At 77.2% G+C, this 14,848-nt stretch carries 12 protein-coding genes; 6 read left to right on the top strand and 6 right to left on the bottom strand.

The features are described 5' to 3' along the window. Positions 1 to 891 (bottom strand): FAD binding domain-containing protein, encoded by an 891-nt coding sequence (locus AC07D6_RS23080; RefSeq protein ID WP_479047103.1) that lies wholly within the window; start codon positions 889 to 891, stop codon positions 1 to 3. A 283-nt stretch (positions 892 to 1,174) separates the two neighbouring features. Between AC07D6_RS23080 and AC07D6_RS23075 the strand changes: the two genes are divergently transcribed. The 4 genes from AC07D6_RS23075 (at position 1,175) to AC07D6_RS23060 (ending at position 7,128) form a co-directional block, all read left to right on the top strand. Next, positions 1,175 to 2,908 (top strand): PucR family transcriptional regulator, encoded by a 1,734-nt coding sequence (locus AC07D6_RS23075; RefSeq protein ID WP_479047100.1) that lies wholly within the window; start codon positions 1,175 to 1,177, stop codon positions 2,906 to 2,908. A 1,111-nt stretch (positions 2,909 to 4,019) separates the two neighbouring features. Beyond that, a complete protein-coding gene (locus AC07D6_RS23070) occupies positions 4,020 to 4,781 on the top strand; it encodes a hypothetical protein (protein ID WP_315880432.1) in 762 nt (253 codons plus the stop codon). Between the two features lie 96 nt (positions 4,782 to 4,877). Then, on the top strand, positions 4,878 to 6,506 hold the full coding sequence (locus AC07D6_RS23065; protein WP_479047097.1) for a hypothetical protein: 1,629 nt from the start codon (positions 4,878 to 4,880) through the stop codon (positions 6,504 to 6,506). A 217-nt stretch (positions 6,507 to 6,723) separates the two neighbouring features. After that, entirely contained in the window at positions 6,724 to 7,128 is a 405-nt protein-coding gene (locus AC07D6_RS23060; RefSeq protein WP_479047095.1) for a ChaB family protein, read from the top strand. Between the two features lie 97 nt (positions 7,129 to 7,225). Here the strand turns inward: AC07D6_RS23060 and AC07D6_RS23055 are convergent, their stop codons facing one another. Continuing rightward, positions 7,226 to 8,338, bottom strand: coding sequence for a hypothetical protein (locus AC07D6_RS23055; protein ID WP_479047092.1), 1,113 nt, complete (start codon positions 8,336 to 8,338; stop codon positions 7,226 to 7,228). A 22-nt stretch (positions 8,339 to 8,360) separates the two neighbouring features. Beyond that, positions 8,361 to 9,113, bottom strand: a complete 753-nt coding sequence (locus AC07D6_RS23050; RefSeq protein ID WP_479047090.1) for a GntR family transcriptional regulator — start codon at positions 9,111 to 9,113, stop codon at positions 8,361 to 8,363. Positions 9,114 to 9,263: 150 nt separating this feature from the next. Between AC07D6_RS23050 and AC07D6_RS23045 the strand changes: the two genes are divergently transcribed. After that, positions 9,264 to 10,115, top strand: a complete 852-nt coding sequence (locus AC07D6_RS23045) for a (2Fe-2S)-binding protein (protein WP_479047088.1) — start codon at positions 9,264 to 9,266, stop codon at positions 10,113 to 10,115. Positions 10,116 to 10,142: 27 nt separating this feature from the next. Here AC07D6_RS23045 and AC07D6_RS23040 read toward each other — a convergent pair whose 3' ends face one another. Then, the gene (locus AC07D6_RS23040) at positions 10,143 to 11,108 is read right to left on the bottom strand and encodes a carbohydrate kinase family protein (RefSeq protein WP_315880438.1); all 966 of its coding nucleotides are present in this window, start codon (positions 11,106 to 11,108) and stop codon (positions 10,143 to 10,145) included. A 288-nt stretch (positions 11,109 to 11,396) separates the two neighbouring features. On the opposite strand from AC07D6_RS23040, the gene AC07D6_RS23035 reads away from it, so the two are divergent. Continuing rightward, on the top strand, positions 11,397 to 12,455 hold the full coding sequence (locus AC07D6_RS23035) for a DUF2637 domain-containing protein (RefSeq protein WP_315880439.1): 1,059 nt from the start codon (positions 11,397 to 11,399) through the stop codon (positions 12,453 to 12,455). A 58-nt stretch (positions 12,456 to 12,513) separates the two neighbouring features. Here AC07D6_RS23035 and AC07D6_RS23030 read toward each other — a convergent pair whose 3' ends face one another. Then, complete coding sequence (locus AC07D6_RS23030) at positions 12,514 to 12,936, bottom strand: ATP-binding protein (RefSeq protein ID WP_479047085.1); 423 nt, start codon at positions 12,934 to 12,936, stop codon at positions 12,514 to 12,516. Positions 12,937 to 13,097: 161 nt separating this feature from the next. Beyond that, positions 13,098 to 14,840 (bottom strand): pyruvate dehydrogenase, encoded by a 1,743-nt coding sequence (locus AC07D6_RS23025; protein WP_315880441.1) that lies wholly within the window; start codon positions 14,838 to 14,840, stop codon positions 13,098 to 13,100. Positions 14,841 to 14,848: the final 8 nt, after the last annotated feature.

Here is a 14,848-nt window from a genome sequence, read left to right as displayed (position 1 = left end):
TCATGCCGCTCCTTCGAGTGTGCGGGCGCTGCCGCGGTACTGTTCCCAGGTCCAGCCGAGGGTGCGGCGGGCCATGATGCCGACGGCGTGCCGCCGGTACCGGGCGGTGCCGCGTACGTCGTCGATCGGGTTGCAGGCGGCGGAGGCCAGCTCCGCGAACTGCTTGGCGATCGACGGGGTGATGATCTTGCCGTTGTCCCAGAATCCGCCCTCTTCCAGCGCGGCGTTCAGGAACTCCTCGGCCTCCCGCGCCCGGATCGGGGTGGGGGCCGCGGAGCCGATGCCCGTGCGGACCGTGCGGGTCTCCGGGTGGAGGGCGATGCCGAAGGCGCAGACCGCGATCACCATGGCGTTGCGGGTACCCACCTTGGAGTACTGCTGCGGGCCGTCGGCCTTCCGGATGTGGACGGCCTTGATGAGCTCGTCCGGCTGGAGGGCGTTGCGCTTCACGCCCGTGAAGAACGCGTCGATGGGGATGAGGCGGGTGCCGCGCACCGACTCGACCTCGACCTCGGCCCCGGCGGCGAGCAGCGCGGGGTGGGCGTCCCCGGCGGGGGACGCGGTGCCGAGGTTGCCGCCGACGCCGCCGCGGTTGCGGATCTGCGGCGAGGCGACGGTGTGGGAGGCCAGGGCGAGGCCGGGCAGCTCGGCCCGCAGGTGCTCCATGATGCGGGCGTACGGGACGGAGGCGCCCAGCCGGACGGTCTCCTCGCCGACCTCCCACTCGCCGAGCGGCTCGACGCGGTTGAGGTCCAGGAGGTACTCGGGCCGCCGGTGATCGAAGTTGATCTCGACCATGACATCGGTGCCACCCGCGATGGGCACAGCCGTGGGGTGCTCCGCCTTGGCGGCGAGCGCCTCCTCCCAGCTGGCGGGGCGAAGGAAGTCCATGAGTGGCTCTCTTTGATCGGTGTGACCGGGATGTCCACCGGGGCTCGGGGACGGCCGGCCCTGGGGTGTTCCTGTGGTGTTCACGCTTGATGGGCTCAGTACACCCACCCGTGCTCCGCCCGGTGCAGTCACCGAAAACATGAAGGAATTGGCTGGCGGCGCCCACCGTCTTGTAGATTCGAACGAAAGACGGGGATCGGTAACCTCTTCGTTTTCCCCCGGAAACGGTGACGCGGGTCACCGCTTCCGACGAGACACCACGAGAAGGATCGGCGGCAAGGACATGCGGCTGCGCGCACTGCTGGAGACCGACGCGCTGGGGCTGCGGCTGCTCGGCGGCGAGGACGAGCTCGACCGCGCCGTGCGCGGCGTCATGACCACGGACCTCAGGGACCCCAGCCGCTACCTGTCCGGCGGTGAGCTGGTCCTCACCGGCCTGGCGTGGCGGCGGGACGCGGCGGACTCCGAGCCGTTCGTGCGGATCCTGGCGGCCGCCGGAGTGGCGGGGCTCGCGGCCGGCGAGGCGGAGCTGGGCGCCGTCCCGGACGACCTCGTGCAGGCGTGTTCGCGCCACCGGCTGCCCCTCTTCGCGGTCCACGAGTCCGTCGCGTTCGCGAAGATCACGGAACATGTCGTTCGACAGGTGTCCGGGGAGCGCGCCGGGGACCTCGCCGCGGTCGTCGACCGGCACCGGCGGCTGATGACCTCCGGTCCGGCCGGCGGCGGGCCCGAGGTCGTCCTCGACCTGCTCGGCTCCGACCTGGACCTGCGCGCCTGGGTCCTGTCTCCGACCGGGCGGCGCGTCGCGGGCGCCGGCGCGCCGCTGCCCGCCGACGTGGCCTCCGCCCTCGCCGGCGAGCACCTGGCTGCGGCCCGCGCCGGGCGGCGCGGCCCGCACCGGGCGCAGGTCGGGGGGACCACGTACTCGCTCTTCCCGATCCGCAACACCGGACGCGGCGCCGCACCGGCGGCCCGGGACGTGCGCGAGACGGTGCTGTCGGACTGGCTGCTCGCCGTGGAGGCGGACGCCGGTGACTGGCCGGCGGCGCGGCTGGACCTGCTCCAGGGCGTCACGCAGCTGATCGCCGTGGAGCGCGACCGCCGGGACGCCGCGCGCACGGTACGGCGCCGGCTCGCCCAGGAGGTGCTGGAGCTGGTGCAGGCGGGCGCCGCGCCCGCGGAGGTCGCGGCCCGGCTGCGGGTGGCCGCGCCGGTCCTGCTGCCCGGGCTGGGTACGGCCCCGCACTGGCAGGTCGTCGTGGCGCGCGTCGAGTGGAGCGGGGACGGCGCCGTCGAGGCGGGTCCGGTCGCGCAGTCGCTGCTGGAGGAGGTGCTGGTCGACCCGGCGGCGACGGGGGCGGACCCGGCCGACCGGATCGCCGTGGCGCACTCCGGGGACGAGGCGATCGCGCTCGTACCGCTGCCGGTCGCCGACCCGGCGCCCGCGTCCGACGAGGACACCGCGGCGGACGGCGGGGCGGAGCGGCCGGGCACCGGGGCGGCGGCGGACGGCGCCGGGCCCGGGCTGCACGCGGAGCGGCTGCTGGCCGCCGTGCGGGCGCCGCTGTCGGCGGGCCTCGCCGACGACGGGCGGCTCACGCTGGGCGTCAGCGCGGCCGTGCACTCGGCGGAGGGGCTGCGCGGCGCCCTGGAGGAGGCCCGGCACGCCCGCCGGGTCGCTGCGGCGCGCCCCGGCCGGGTCTGCGCGGCGGGCCACCACGAGCTGGCGTCGCACGTGCTGCTGCTGCCGTTCGTCCCGGACGACGTGCGCCGCGCGTTCACGGCGCGGCTCCTGGACCCGCTGCGCGACTACGACCGGCGCCACCGGGCGGAGCTGATCCCCACCCTGGAGGCGTTCCTCGACTGCGACGGCTCCTGGACGCGCTGCGCGACCCGGCTGCACCTGCACGTCAACACGCTGCGGTACCGCGTGGGCCGCATCGAGCAGCTGACGGGTCGCGACCTGTCGCGCCTGGAGGACAAGCTGGACTTCTTCCTGGCGCTGCGCATGTCCTGACGCCACGGCGGGCGGTCCGCCGGAACGGGCGCGAAGCGGACGGGCCCGTCGAGGACCCGTCCGCGCGGACCGGCGGGGACCCGGTGGGCGGGGTCGCGGGAAGGGGTCCGTCCCCCACCGGGTCGCCGTCGCCCGTACGAAGACGGGGGCGGCGAGCGCGGCGACGGCCCGGGCGCCGGCTCGGGAGGACGACGCCGAGCACGGCGACGGCCCGGGCCCCGGTGGCGCCCGCCGCGCGCACGGGCCCGGGGCCGGGGGGCGCCGGGGGGGGCCACCCGGCCGCGGGGGGGGGGCGGCGGGGCCCGGGGCGGGGGGGGCGGCCGCTGCGGGGCGCGGGTGGGGGGGGTCTCGGGCTGGGGGGGGCCCCCGCCCGGGCCCGCGCCCCCCGCCCGCCCCCGGGGCCGCCACGACCGGCCCGGCGGCGGGCGCCACCGGCGCGGCGGGTGCGGCGAGCGCGGCCCGGTCGCGGGGGCGGCCCGGTCGGCGGGGGCGGTGGCGAAGGTGCGCGCCGCCGTGGACCGCACCGCCCGGCCCCGGCGGGCGGCAGTGGCGGCTTGACGGAACGGACCGGCTCCACAGCCCCTCCCCCGGCCTCCGGTGGGCACCGGCGGCCGGGTCGCACGGGGCGCCGCCCGGGCGGGCCGCCGTGCCGCCGCCCGCGTCGCGCCACGCGCGCGTGCACCCCGGCCGCGGCGGGCCGGCGCTGCTCGCCCCGGACGCGCCCCGCGCCGCCGCGCGGCCGCGCGGGGCACGGTTGCCGCCGCGCCGCCGCGGGCGGCGTGCCCCGGCCGGCGGCGCGCCGCAGGGCGGGGCCCGGTGGTCGCCGCGCCCCCGCGCCCCGCCGGCCGCCGTCAGCCGCGGCGGCCACGCAGGGGTTCACCTTTTCGACGGAACGTCACCCGCCGCCACCCACGGGTTCCCGCCCCCTCGACGGTGGCGATCACCTGGCGCTGCCGCCCCCGGGCGGCGGCGCGCCCCGCGACCCCGCCGGCAGGTGATTGTGAATCAATTCACTCGACCCCTTGGCCGGGTGTGCGTTTCCGTGCTGTGATGCGTCCGGACTCAACAGCCCAACGGTGCGCTCGGGGAGGGCAATGTGGCGCATACCGCCATGTCTGGTTCCGGAACGACCGAAGGTGACGATCCTCTCCAGACCGCGGTATGGCGGCTGCGCTCCCGCGCCTGCTGGACCGACGCGGCCGCCCTGCTCGCCCCCGGCGCCGACGACCCGCCCGTCGCGGTGCAGCGGGCCGCGCTGCTGATCGAGCGGTGCCTCTACACGGAGACGGGGTGGGCGGAGGCCGAGGACGCGCTGCGCGCCGCCGAGGCCGTGGCCCAGGCCGACGACGACCGCGGCGCCGCCGCCTGCGAGCGCGGCTACCTGGCGTACGCGGCGACGCTGCACGGCGTACGCGACCGGGCGGACGAGGCGCGGGCGGCGCTCGGCCGGGCGGCGGCGCTGCTCGGGCCGTCCTCGCCGGGGCGCGCGCTGCTGGACTTCCGGCGCGGGCTGCTCTCCCAGTACCTCGCGGACGCGCCGCAGGCCGCCCGCGCCGCGTACCGGCGGGCCCACGCGGCGGCGACCGCGCAGGGCGACACGCTCCTGATGTCGTTCACCTGGCGCCACCTGGCCGGACTCGCGCTGCGCGAGGGCGAACTCGCCGAGGCCCGGCACGGGTTCGCGGAGTCGCTGCGGCTGCGCGAGGAACTGGGCTACCTGGTGGGCACGGCCCCGGCGCTGGCCGCGCTCGCGGACGCCGAGCCCGAGCCGGAGGCGAGCCGCCTGCGGGCGGAGGCGCGGCGGCTGTTCCACCTCCTGGGCGGCGTACCGACGTGGCTCGCCGCGCACCTGGCGCCGCACCCGGCGGTCTGACCCCGGCGGTCCCCGGCCGGTCCCGGCTGGACACGCCGGGCCGCCGCGTGGATCATCGCGCGGACGGTACGGCGACGGCACCACACGGGGGCGGACATGACGGACACCGGGCACACGCGCGCGCGGGAGCGGGCGGTGGAGGCGGTCGCGGCGCTGCGGTCCCTGGCCGCCCGCCGGCCGGACGACATCGCCCTCCTCGGCGGCTCCGCCGACGCCGTGCTCGACGGCTGGCCCGCGCCGGTGCCGGAGGCCGTCCGGACCGTGCTCCGCGAGACCGGCGGCATCACCGTCGGCGGCGTGCCGTACCGGTTCGGGCCGGGTCCCGCGCGCCACGACGGCCTGTGGGAGCTGGGCGCCCTGTCGCACGGGGAGGGCACGCTGTACGTCGGTGTCGGCAGCGGCAACGGCAACGGCAACGGCAACGGCAACGGCAACGGCAACGGCAACGGCAACGCCTCGGGGGACGTAGAGGGCGCGGAGGACACGGAAGACGCAAAAGGCACGGAAGGCGCAGGGGACGCGGAGGGGCGGGCCGACTGGGGCCCGGTCGTCTCCCTCCTCCAGCGGCTCGACGACCACGAACTGACGATCGAGGCACCGACGTTCACCGACTGGCTGCTCGCCGTGGCGGAGCTGCTCGGCGGCGGCGCCGAGGACCTCGACGACCGCCCGGCGCCGGCCGTCTCCGTCCCCGCCGTCCCCACCGTCGCCGTCGCGGAGGGCGGCGACCCCGAACTGGCCGCGCTCGTCGGGCGCGGCGCCTCCCTCACCGACCTGGTGGACCTGCGCACCCCGCCCGGCCACCCCTGCGCGGTCCGTTGGGAGCCGTACTACTCGCTGGGCCACGGCACCGCCGACACCGGCGGCAGCGAGACCGTCCTGCGGCTCGCCGGTGACGGCCGGGCGCTGCTGGTGCGCAGCGACGTCAGCGGCGACTTCCTCGACCGCCCCGTCACCCGGCACCGCGTCCCGGCGAACGCCCCGGCGCGGGCCGTCGCGGAACTGCGCGCGCTCGCCGCCGCGTTCCCGGACCGGGTGGTACTGGGGCCGGGCTGCGCGGACGCCGCCATGGACGCCTGGCCGGTGCCCGTGCCGGAGGACGTCCGGACCGTGCTCCGGGAGATCGGCGCCGTGGCCGTGGACGGCATGCCGCCGCTGCGGCTCCTACCGGGCGCGCCCGAGCACGCGGTCGACCCGGAGGCGCACCGCATGATGGGCGGCGACGGGGCGTACTGGCCGGTGGCGCTCGCCCGGCACGCGCGCCGGGGCGCCCTCGTACAGGTGCGTGTCGACGCGGAGAGCGGCACCTGGGGGTACGTCGTGTCGGTGCCGGCCGGTCCGGCCGAACTGCGCGAGGACCCGGAGGTGACCGTGCTCGCCGAGTCGCTGCCGCACCTGCTGCTGACCGTCGCCCGGTACGCACGCGAGGCGGCGGCGACCGGTGACTTCGCGCGCGCCGTGCGGGACGCCACGCGCTCCTTCTTCCCGAACACGGGCGAGCCCTGGACCCGCCCGGTGCCCGTCGAGGAGTTCGTAGGCTCCGGCGACCCCCTGACGGCCGCGCTCGCGGACCTGCCGGCCGGCACGCACGCGGCGGACCTGCGGGGCGCCCCGTTCCCCAGCGACGTCTGCTTCCACCGCGCCGAGGACTGGGGCCACCGGCCCCTCGACCGGCTTCTCTTCCCGGGTGCGGGCCGCCTGGTCGCGGCGGTGCCCGCGCCCTGACCGGCGCCCGCCCCCGGCCCGCGGGCCCCTTGGCCCCCGGCCGAGCGCGGTGGCGGGTTCCCGGGCAGGGGCGCGGGGGCGCGGCCGGTGGCGTCCCGCACCGGGGCGGCGGCTCGGGCACCGGGGCGGCGGCCGGTCGGGGCACGGCGCGTTTCGGGGACGGCGGCGGGGGCACACGTCCGGCGTCCGTCCCAGGGGATCCCCGGAGGTGATCTGCATGCCAGGGCGTGAGGAGTTGCCCTCGACGCTGGAGCGGTCCGCGGAGGACGTCCAACGGACCTGGATCAAGGCCCACGACTCGGCCGTCGAGCAGTACGGCGAGGGGGAGCGGGCCCACCGGGTCGCCTTCAGCGCGCTGAAGCACACGCACGAGAAGGTGGGCGACCACTGGGAGCGGAAGGAAGGGGGCCGCAAGGGCCCCTCCGACCCGCGCGCCGCGGCCCCGCGCGGCGAGCCGGCCCGCAGCGGCGAAGGCGTCGACGAGAACGCCTCGAAGCAGCACTTGTACGACATGGCGAAGCGGCTGGGCGTCGAGGGCCGGTCGCACATGTCGAAGGCGGAGCTGGTGGAGGCGCTGCGCAAGGAGAACCGCTCGCGGACCCGCCGGGCGCGGGAGAGCTGAGCGGCAGCGCCCCGGCGCGTCCCACCGGACCGTCGCACCGGGGCGTCGCACTGGTCCGTCGCACCGGACCGTCACACCGGGGCGTCGCTCCGGACCGTCACGCGGGCCGGAGCCGTACGCACGCGGTGTCCGTGCCGACCGCCAGGGAACCGTCGGGGAGCACCGCGACCGCCCGCACGGCCGGCCCCGGCCGGAACGGGCGCGCGGCGCGCGCCTCCAGGTCGCGGAGCTCCACCAGCCCGTCCGCCCAGGCGACCGCCAAGGCCGTGCCCCGCGCGTGCAGGGCGGCCACCGGGTGCGGGCGCCGGGCCACGACGGGAGCGTCGCCCGCGGCCCCGTCGGGCCGCCAGGCGCGTACGGTGCCGTCGGCGCCGCCGCTGTAGGCGAGGGGCCCCGCGGTCGCCGCGAGGGCGGTGACCCGGCCGGAGTGGAGCGCCGCCTGGCGCAGCCCGGAGAGGCTGAAGGCGTGCGCGGAGCCCATCCGGTCCCCGGTGAGGACCGTGTCGCCGACGGCCGCGAGCGCGGTGGCCGGGTGGGTCGCGAGGGTCGCCGCCACCGCCTCCACCAGGCGCGGCGCGGGCGCCGCCGGCGTGCGCAGCCGGCCCCGCTCGTCGAGGGTCAGCCGCGTGCCGTCCCCCAGGCAGGCCACCGCCCTGGTGCGCGGGTCGCCGCTCTCGACCGGCCGCCCGCCGCACACGGTCAGCGCCGTCACCCGGCCCTCCCGGACGTCGGCCACCGTCCAGGGCGCGCCCGCGGCGAGGGCGGCCAACTCGGCCCGCAGGGCCGCCGCGGCGTCCCCGGGCAGGGCGGCCAGCAGGGCCAGGGCCCGGTCGGCGGGGGTCTGGCCGTCCCGTACGAGCGCCTGGCCGGCCCGCAGCCACGCGGTGCGCAGCCCTCCGTGCGCGCCGGGCCCGTCCTCGTACGCGCGGGTCACCCGTACGGGGTCGGCGGCGCAGACCGCGCGCGGGTCGGACAGGCGCGGGCGGCCCCGCGGGGCGGCGGGCCGGTGCGGCGCGGGTTCTTCGAGGGCGACTTCGACGTGGCCCAGGACGCGCAGTTCGGCCGCCAGTTCGCGGACGCCGGGCGTGTCGGCGGGCAGGACGACGCGGTCGGGGCGGCGCGGGGCGTCCAGCAGGGCGGTGAGCAGCTCGCCGGGGGTGCCGGCGACCACGCCGAGCGCGTTGGCGACCGTCCATACCGTGGCGCGCACTGCCGTCCCTCTCCGCCGCCCGTCAGCCCCGGGCGCCCGTGAAGTGCTCACTGACCAGCGACTGGACGACCGTCAGGTCCCCGGCGGCCAGCGCGTCGAGGAGCGCGCCGTGCTCCGCGGCGTCCGCGACGAGGTCGGCGCGGCGGGTGGCGGGCGGGCTGACGAGGGGCCACTGCGAGCGGCGGTGCAGCTCGTCGGCGACGGCGACCAGCTGCTCGTTGCCGGCGAGGCGGAGCAGGGCGCGGTGGAAGGCGCGGTCGGCCTCCCCGTAGGTGGCGAGGTCGCCGTGCGCGGCGGCGACCGCGGTGGCCTCGGCCAGGGGGCGCAGCTCCGCCCACCGCTCGGCGGGGACGGTACGGGCGAGGCGCAGCATGACCGGGACCTCGATGAGGGCGCGGACCTCGGCCAGTTCGGCGAGTTCGCGCGGGGTGCGCTCGACGACGCGGAAGCCGCGGTTCGGGACGACCTCGACGGCGCCCTCGACGGCCAGCTGCTGCATCGCCTCCCGCACGGGGGTCGCGGAGACGCCGAGGCGCAGGCCCAGGGCGGGGGCGGAGTACACCCGGCCGGGGACGAGGTCGCCGCCGACGAGCGCGGCGCGCAGCGCGTCGAGGACCTGGCCGCGCACGGAGTGCCGCCGGACCGACCGGGGCGTGCCGGGCGGCGGCGGTTCGCCGTGGTCGTGCGCGCCGCGGACCTGTCCGGGGACGCGGTGGGCGGCGTGCGGGCGCCGCTCCGGCCGCTCCGCCGCCTCCCGGGCCCTGCCCTGCTCCACTCGGGTCCTCCTGCCGCTGTGCGCAAGGGCCCGGCTCGCTGGTGCGGGGGCCCTGTGTGCACGATAGGCGGACGGGGCGGGGGGGTACACATCGATCAGATCGGCTAAGGTAAGGCTAACCTGCAAACGATCGCGATTCGGTGGTCCTGCATGTCTCTCTCCGCACTGCTGCCCTCCGCTCCCGCGTCGCCCGTCGCGGCCTCGTACGCCCGTCTCTCCGAGGTCTTCCCCGGCCTGCGCGTGCACGAGCTCGCGGAGGGCGAGCCGGCGCCGCGCGGCGACGGCTGGGTCCGCGCGGACGAGCTGGCGGCCGGCGGCCCCGCGCTCGACGCGTTCCTCGCCTGGGACGAGGCGCAGGTGCTGCGCGACTACGGCGTGCCGGCCCGCCCGGACGTCGTCGCGAGCTTCGGCCTCCACCGGTACGCCTGGCCCGCCTGCCTGTTGGTGACGGTGCCGTGGTTCCTGCACCGCCGGGTGCCGCGGGTGCCGGTCGCCGACGTGGCGTTCCAGCGGACGCTGGGCCGGATGGCCGTGCGGGTACGGGAGTTCGCGTGCCTGCCGGGCGACCCGGCCGCCGCCCTGCCCGGCGCCCGGGTCGTCCCCGACGAGGAGGCGCTGCGGGCCGAGGTGCGGGCGGCGGTCGCCGAGCACATCGCCCCCGTGCTGGAGGGGTTCGGCCCGCGCATGCGGCGCCGCGGGCGGGCGCTGTGGGGCATGGCGACGGACGAGGTCGTCGAGGGCGTCTGGTACGTCGCGGGCCTGCTCGGCGAGGAGCCGCGCGCCCTGGCCGAGCTGGAGCTGCTGCTGCCGGGGACGGCGAAGCCGTACGTGGGTCCGGCCGGGTTCCGCGCGCTGACGGCACCCGACGGCCGGTCGCTGCCCACCCGCGACCGGGCGAGCTGCTGCCTCTTCTACACCCTCCGCCCCGAGGACACCTGCGTCACCTGCCCCCGCACCTGCGACGCGGACCGCGTCCGCAGGCTGACGTCGACGGCGGGCTGACGGCCGGTCAGGGCAGGCGGCCCGGCGTCACGGCAGGCGGCCCGGCGGCCGGGGGAGGTCCGCCGCCCAGGGCGGGTCGGCGCCGGGGACCGCGCAGGTGCGGGCGGCGACCAGGGCGGCGTACGCGCAACTCGCGGCGGTCTCGTCCAGGGTCAGCCCGTCGAGGCGTCCGCCCAGGCGGCCCAGGCCGGCCAGGGCGTGCAGGAGGCCCGCCGTGAAGGAGTCGCCCGCCCCGACCGTGTCGACGACCTCCGCGGGCGGGGCCGGGACCGTGACGCGGGCGCCGTCCAGCGAGGCGAGCGCCCCGCGCGCGCCGAGGGTGACGACGACGAGCCGGGCGCCCGCGGCGTGCCACCGGTCGCAGGCGTCCTCCGGGGCGACGCCCGGCAGCAGCCGGGCGAGGTCGTCCTCGCTGAGGCGCAGGACGTCGGCGAGCGCGCACCAGCGGTCGATCCGCTCGCGGTACGCGGCCGGGGGCACCAGCAGCGGGCGGACGTTGGGGTCGACGCAGACGGTGGCCCGCTCCCGCACCGAGGCGAGGAACTCCTCGACGCGACGGCCACCCGGCTCCCGGACCAGGGCGAGGGAGCCGGTGTGCAGGCAGACCGTGCCGTCCAGGGGCGCGGCGGCCAGTTCGGCGGCGGTCCACTGCCAGTCGGCGGCGCCCTCCGCGAAGAACGCGTACGAGGCGTGGCCGTGGACGTCCACGTCCGCGACCGCCAGGGTGCTCGGTTCGGCCGCCTCCACACAGCCCGTCAGGTCCACGCCGGAGGCCAGCAGGCGGTCCCGGAACAGCCTGCCGAACACGTCGCCGGAGAGCCGCCCGAGGAACCGGGCGGGCGTGCCGAGCCGGGCGAGGGCGACGGCGGTGTTGGCGGGGCCGCCGCCGGGCAGGACGCGCAGCGACAGGGCGTCGGGCCCGGCCGCGCGGCCGGGATCGGCGAAGGCGTCGGCGACGCACTCGCCGAGCACGGTGATCCGCTGACTGCCCATGTCCTCCGCCCTCGGTGCCCCGCGGCCCCGGAAGTGGCCGCCTCGGGTACCAGCATCACACCGATCGCCCCGATCCGGCGCCCGTCCGTGGCGCGTCCCACACCACCCGTCCGAGTGGCCTCATTCGAACCCTCGACACGTTCTTCGTACTGTCGTTCGATCGCACGGCGCCCGTTCGCGGCACCCGGGGCCCCGATGGCGTGCTCTTGCCCCGAAACCCCCTGCCGCGCCCCACCGTTCGGCCAGGATGGCGCACCAAACGCCCCACTGCGATACGAGGGACACCCCATGAGACTGACCGACATATCGCTGGACTGGCTGCTCCCGGGCGGTGTGGTGCTCGTCGGAGCCGCCGCGGCGGTGGCGGTGCTCGCGCGCGGCAGGCGCGCCGGGGAGAAGGCCGCGGCCGAGGACTCCTGGGAGCGCGGCGAGGAACGCCGCCGGCGGAAGGAGGCCGTCTACGGCATCGCCTCCTACCTGCTCCTCTTCTGTTGCGCGGCCGTCGCCGCCGCACTCTCCTTCCACGGCCTGGTCGGCTTCGGCCGGCAGAACCTGAACCTGTCGGGCGGCTGGGAGTACCTGGTGCCGTTCGGCCTCGACGGCGCCGCCATGTTCTGCTCGGTGCTCGCCGTGCGCGAGGCCAGCCACGGCGACGCGGCGCTCGGCTCCCGGCTGCTGGTCTGGCTGTTCGCCGGGGCCGCCGCCTGGTTCAACTGGGTGCACGCGCCGCGCGGCCTGGGCCACGACGGCGCCCCGCAGTTCTTCGCGGGGATGTCCCTGTCGGCGGCCGTGCTGTTCGACCGGGCGCTCAAGCAGACCCGCCGGGCGGCCCTCCGCGAGCAGGGCCTGGTCCCCCGCCCGCTGCCGCAGATCCGGATCGTCCGCTGGCTGCGGGCGCCCCGCGAGACCTTCGCCGCCTGGTCGCTGATGCTCCTGGAGGGCGTACGGACCCTGGACGAGGCCGTCGAGGAGGTGCGGGAGGACCGGCGCGAGAAGGAGTCGGACCGCCGCCGGCGGCGCGAGCAGCGGAAGCTGGACCGGGCGCGGCTGCGCGCCTTCAACCGGCAGCACCGGGCCTGGGGGGCCGGGCGGGGCGGGCGCCGGGTCGACGTACCGGGCCCGATCGCCTCGCCGGGCTCCGCGCCGGCCGCCGTGGGCGCCTCCGCGGCGGAGCCCGCCATAGCCGAGCCGGGACAGCCGCCGCACCGCTCCCGGCCCTCCCTGCAGGCCGTGAAGGGGGCTGAGCCGCACACGGTCGACCTGACGGCGGAGGACGACACCCAGGCGCTCCCCCGGCTGGACTCCCTGGAGCGGAAGCTCAAGAGCCTGGAGCAGCAGTTCGGCTGAGGTTCCGCCCCGGCACGCCGGTGGGCCCGCCGCGCGGAGCGGCGGGCCCACCGGCGTGTCAGCCGACCGGTTTCACCCCGGTCAGTTCGAACCACACGGACTTGCCGACGCCCTGCGCCCGCACCCCCCACGCGTCGGCGAGCGCCTGCACGAGGAGCAGCCCCCTGCCGTGCGTGCCGTCGTCCGACACGGGCACGTACGGGTCGGGGGGCTCGGGAGCGAAGTCCCGGACCTCCACCCGCAGCACGTCGCCGGCGAGCGTCGCGGTGACGACCGCGCCGTGCGCCGTGTGGACCAGCGCGTTGGTCACGAGCTCACTGGTGAGCAGCTCCGCCGCGTGCGCCGGGTCATCGGCGACCCGGTGGCCCCATAACTCCCGCAGCGCGGCCCTGATCCCGGCGACCGCGGTCAGGTCGCCCGCCCGGACCCGCCGGCGCAGCCACACCGCACCGGGTATGCCCTGGTCCCGCCCGTCCACCATGGGTCCGACCCCTGCCTGACGCCCACTCATAGCCCCCACCCACGTCATCGGCCCTCACATCGAACAGGCACACGGGATCCATGCCCCCGCACCGGTGGTGTCACGCGTCCGGAGCACCGACGGCGGGCGCACGGAGGGGAGCAGTGGGGCACGGCGGGGTGTCAAGGTCGCGGGATGTTCCGCACGTTGGAACGGGCCATCTGGAGCATCCGGCCCACCCCGCCCTCCAGCACGATCTTGCTGGCGGAGAGCGCGAACCCGGTCACCATCTCGGCGCGGATCTTGGGCGGGATGGACAGCGCGTTCGGGTCCGTCACCACGTCCACCAGGGCCGGACCCCGGTGCCGGAACGCGTCCTTGAGGGCGCCCGCGAGCTGTTTCGGCTTCTCCACCCGCACCCCGTAGGCGCCGGCGGCGCGGGCGAGCGCGGCGAAGTCCGGGTTGTGGTTGGTGGTGCCGTGCGAGGGCAGCCCGGAGACCATCATCTCCAGTTCGACCATGCCGAGCGAGGAGTTGTTGAACAGGACCACCTTCACCGGCAGGTCGTACTGGACGAGGGTGAGGAAGTCGCCCATCAGCATGGAGAAGCCGCCGTCGCCCGACAGCGTCACGACCTGGCGGCCGGGGTGGGTGAACTGGGCGCCGATGGCCTGCGGCAGGGCGTTGGCCATCGAGCCGTGGCTGAACGAGCCGATGATCCGGCGCCGCCCGTTGGGGGTGAGGTAGCGGGCCGCCCAGACGTTGCACATCCCGGTGTCGACGGTGAAGATCGCGTCGTCGTCGGCGAGCCCGTCGAGGACGGACGCCACGTACTCGGGGTGCAGCGGGGTGTGCTTCTCCACCTTGCGGGTGTACGCCCGGACGACGCCCTCCAGCGCCTCCGCGTGCTTCTTCAGCATCTTGTCGAGGAACCGCCGGTCCGTCTTGGGGCGGACGCGGGGCACGAGGCAGCGCAGGGTCTCACGGACGTCGCCCCACACGGCGAGGTCCAGCCGGGAGCGCCGCCCGAGTCGCTCGGGCCGCACGTCGACCTGGACGATCCGCACGTCGTCGGGGAGGAAGGCGCTGTACGGGAAGTCCGTGCCGAGCAGGATCAGCAGGTCGCACTCGTGGGTGGCCTCGTAGGCGGCCCCGTACCCCAGCAGCCCGCTCATGCCGACGTCGAAGGGGTTGTCGTACTGGATGAACTCCTTGCCGCGCAGGGCGTGGCCGACCGGGGCCTTGACGCGTTCGGCGAACTCCATGACCTCGGCGTGGGCGCCGGCCGTGCCGCTGCCGCAGAACAGGGTGATCCGGTCGGCCGCGTCGACCATGCGGGCCAGCGCGTCGATCTCGGCGTCGCCGGGGCGCACGGTGGGGCGGGTGGTGACCAGGTCGTGGGCGGTGGTCTTCTCGGGGGCGGGCTCGGCGGCGACGTCGCCGGGCAGGACGACCACGCTCACCCCGCCGCGCCCGACGGCGTGCTGGACCGCGGTGCGCAGCAGCCGGGGCACCTGCTTCGGGTTGGAGATCATTTCGCAGTAGTGGCTGCACCGCTGGAACAGCTGGTCCGGATGGGTCTCCTGGAAGTAGCCGAGGCCGATCTCGCTGGAGGGGATGTGGGAGGCGAGCGCGAGGACCGGGGCCATGGAGCGGTGCGCGTCGTACAGGCCGTTGATGAGGTGGAGGTTGCCGGGGCCGCACGACCCGGCGCAGGCGGCGAGCCGCCCGGACACCTGCGCCTCGGCCCCGGCCGCGAACGCGGCGCTCTCCTCGTGCCGTACCTGGATCCATTCGATGCCGCGGGTGCGCCGGACGGCGTCCACGACCGGGTTGAGGCTGTCGCCGACGACCCCGTACAGCCTCTGGACGCCGGCGCGGACGAGGGTGTCGACGAACTGCTCCGCCACGTTCTGTCTGGCCATGGGTCCAT

The sequence above is a fragment of the Streptomyces sp. NPDC045287 genome (assembly GCF_056432325.1).
Note: the sequence above shows the minus strand (reverse complement) of the source record. Positions and strands in the feature narration are given on the sequence as shown.

What these genes read in the sequence shown, in the direction of transcription:
- AC07D6_RS23080 (WP_479047103.1), bottom strand. Translation starts at nt 891, where the DNA reads ATGGACTTCCTTCGCCCCGCCAGCTGGGAGGAGGCGCTCGCCGCCAAG.
- AC07D6_RS23025 (WP_315880441.1), bottom strand. Translation starts at nt 14,840, where the DNA reads ATGGCCAGACAGAACGTGGCGGAGCAGTTCGTCGACACCCTCGTCCGC.
- AC07D6_RS23030 (WP_479047085.1), bottom strand. Translation starts at nt 12,936, where the DNA reads ATGGTGGACGGGCGGGACCAGGGCATACCCGGTGCGGTGTGGCTGCGC.
- AC07D6_RS23045 (WP_479047088.1), top strand. Translation starts at nt 9,264, where the DNA reads ATGTCTCTCTCCGCACTGCTGCCCTCCGCTCCCGCGTCGCCCGTCGCG.
- AC07D6_RS23060 (WP_479047095.1), top strand. Translation starts at nt 6,724, where the DNA reads ATGCCAGGGCGTGAGGAGTTGCCCTCGACGCTGGAGCGGTCCGCGGAG.
- AC07D6_RS23075 (WP_479047100.1), top strand. Translation starts at nt 1,175, where the DNA reads ATGCGGCTGCGCGCACTGCTGGAGACCGACGCGCTGGGGCTGCGGCTG.
- AC07D6_RS23040 (WP_315880438.1), bottom strand. Translation starts at nt 11,108, where the DNA reads ATGGGCAGTCAGCGGATCACCGTGCTCGGCGAGTGCGTCGCCGACGCC.
- AC07D6_RS23070 (WP_315880432.1), top strand. Translation starts at nt 4,020, where the DNA reads ATGTCTGGTTCCGGAACGACCGAAGGTGACGATCCTCTCCAGACCGCG.
- AC07D6_RS23065 (WP_479047097.1), top strand. Translation starts at nt 4,878, where the DNA reads ATGACGGACACCGGGCACACGCGCGCGCGGGAGCGGGCGGTGGAGGCG.
- AC07D6_RS23035 (WP_315880439.1), top strand. Translation starts at nt 11,397, where the DNA reads ATGAGACTGACCGACATATCGCTGGACTGGCTGCTCCCGGGCGGTGTG.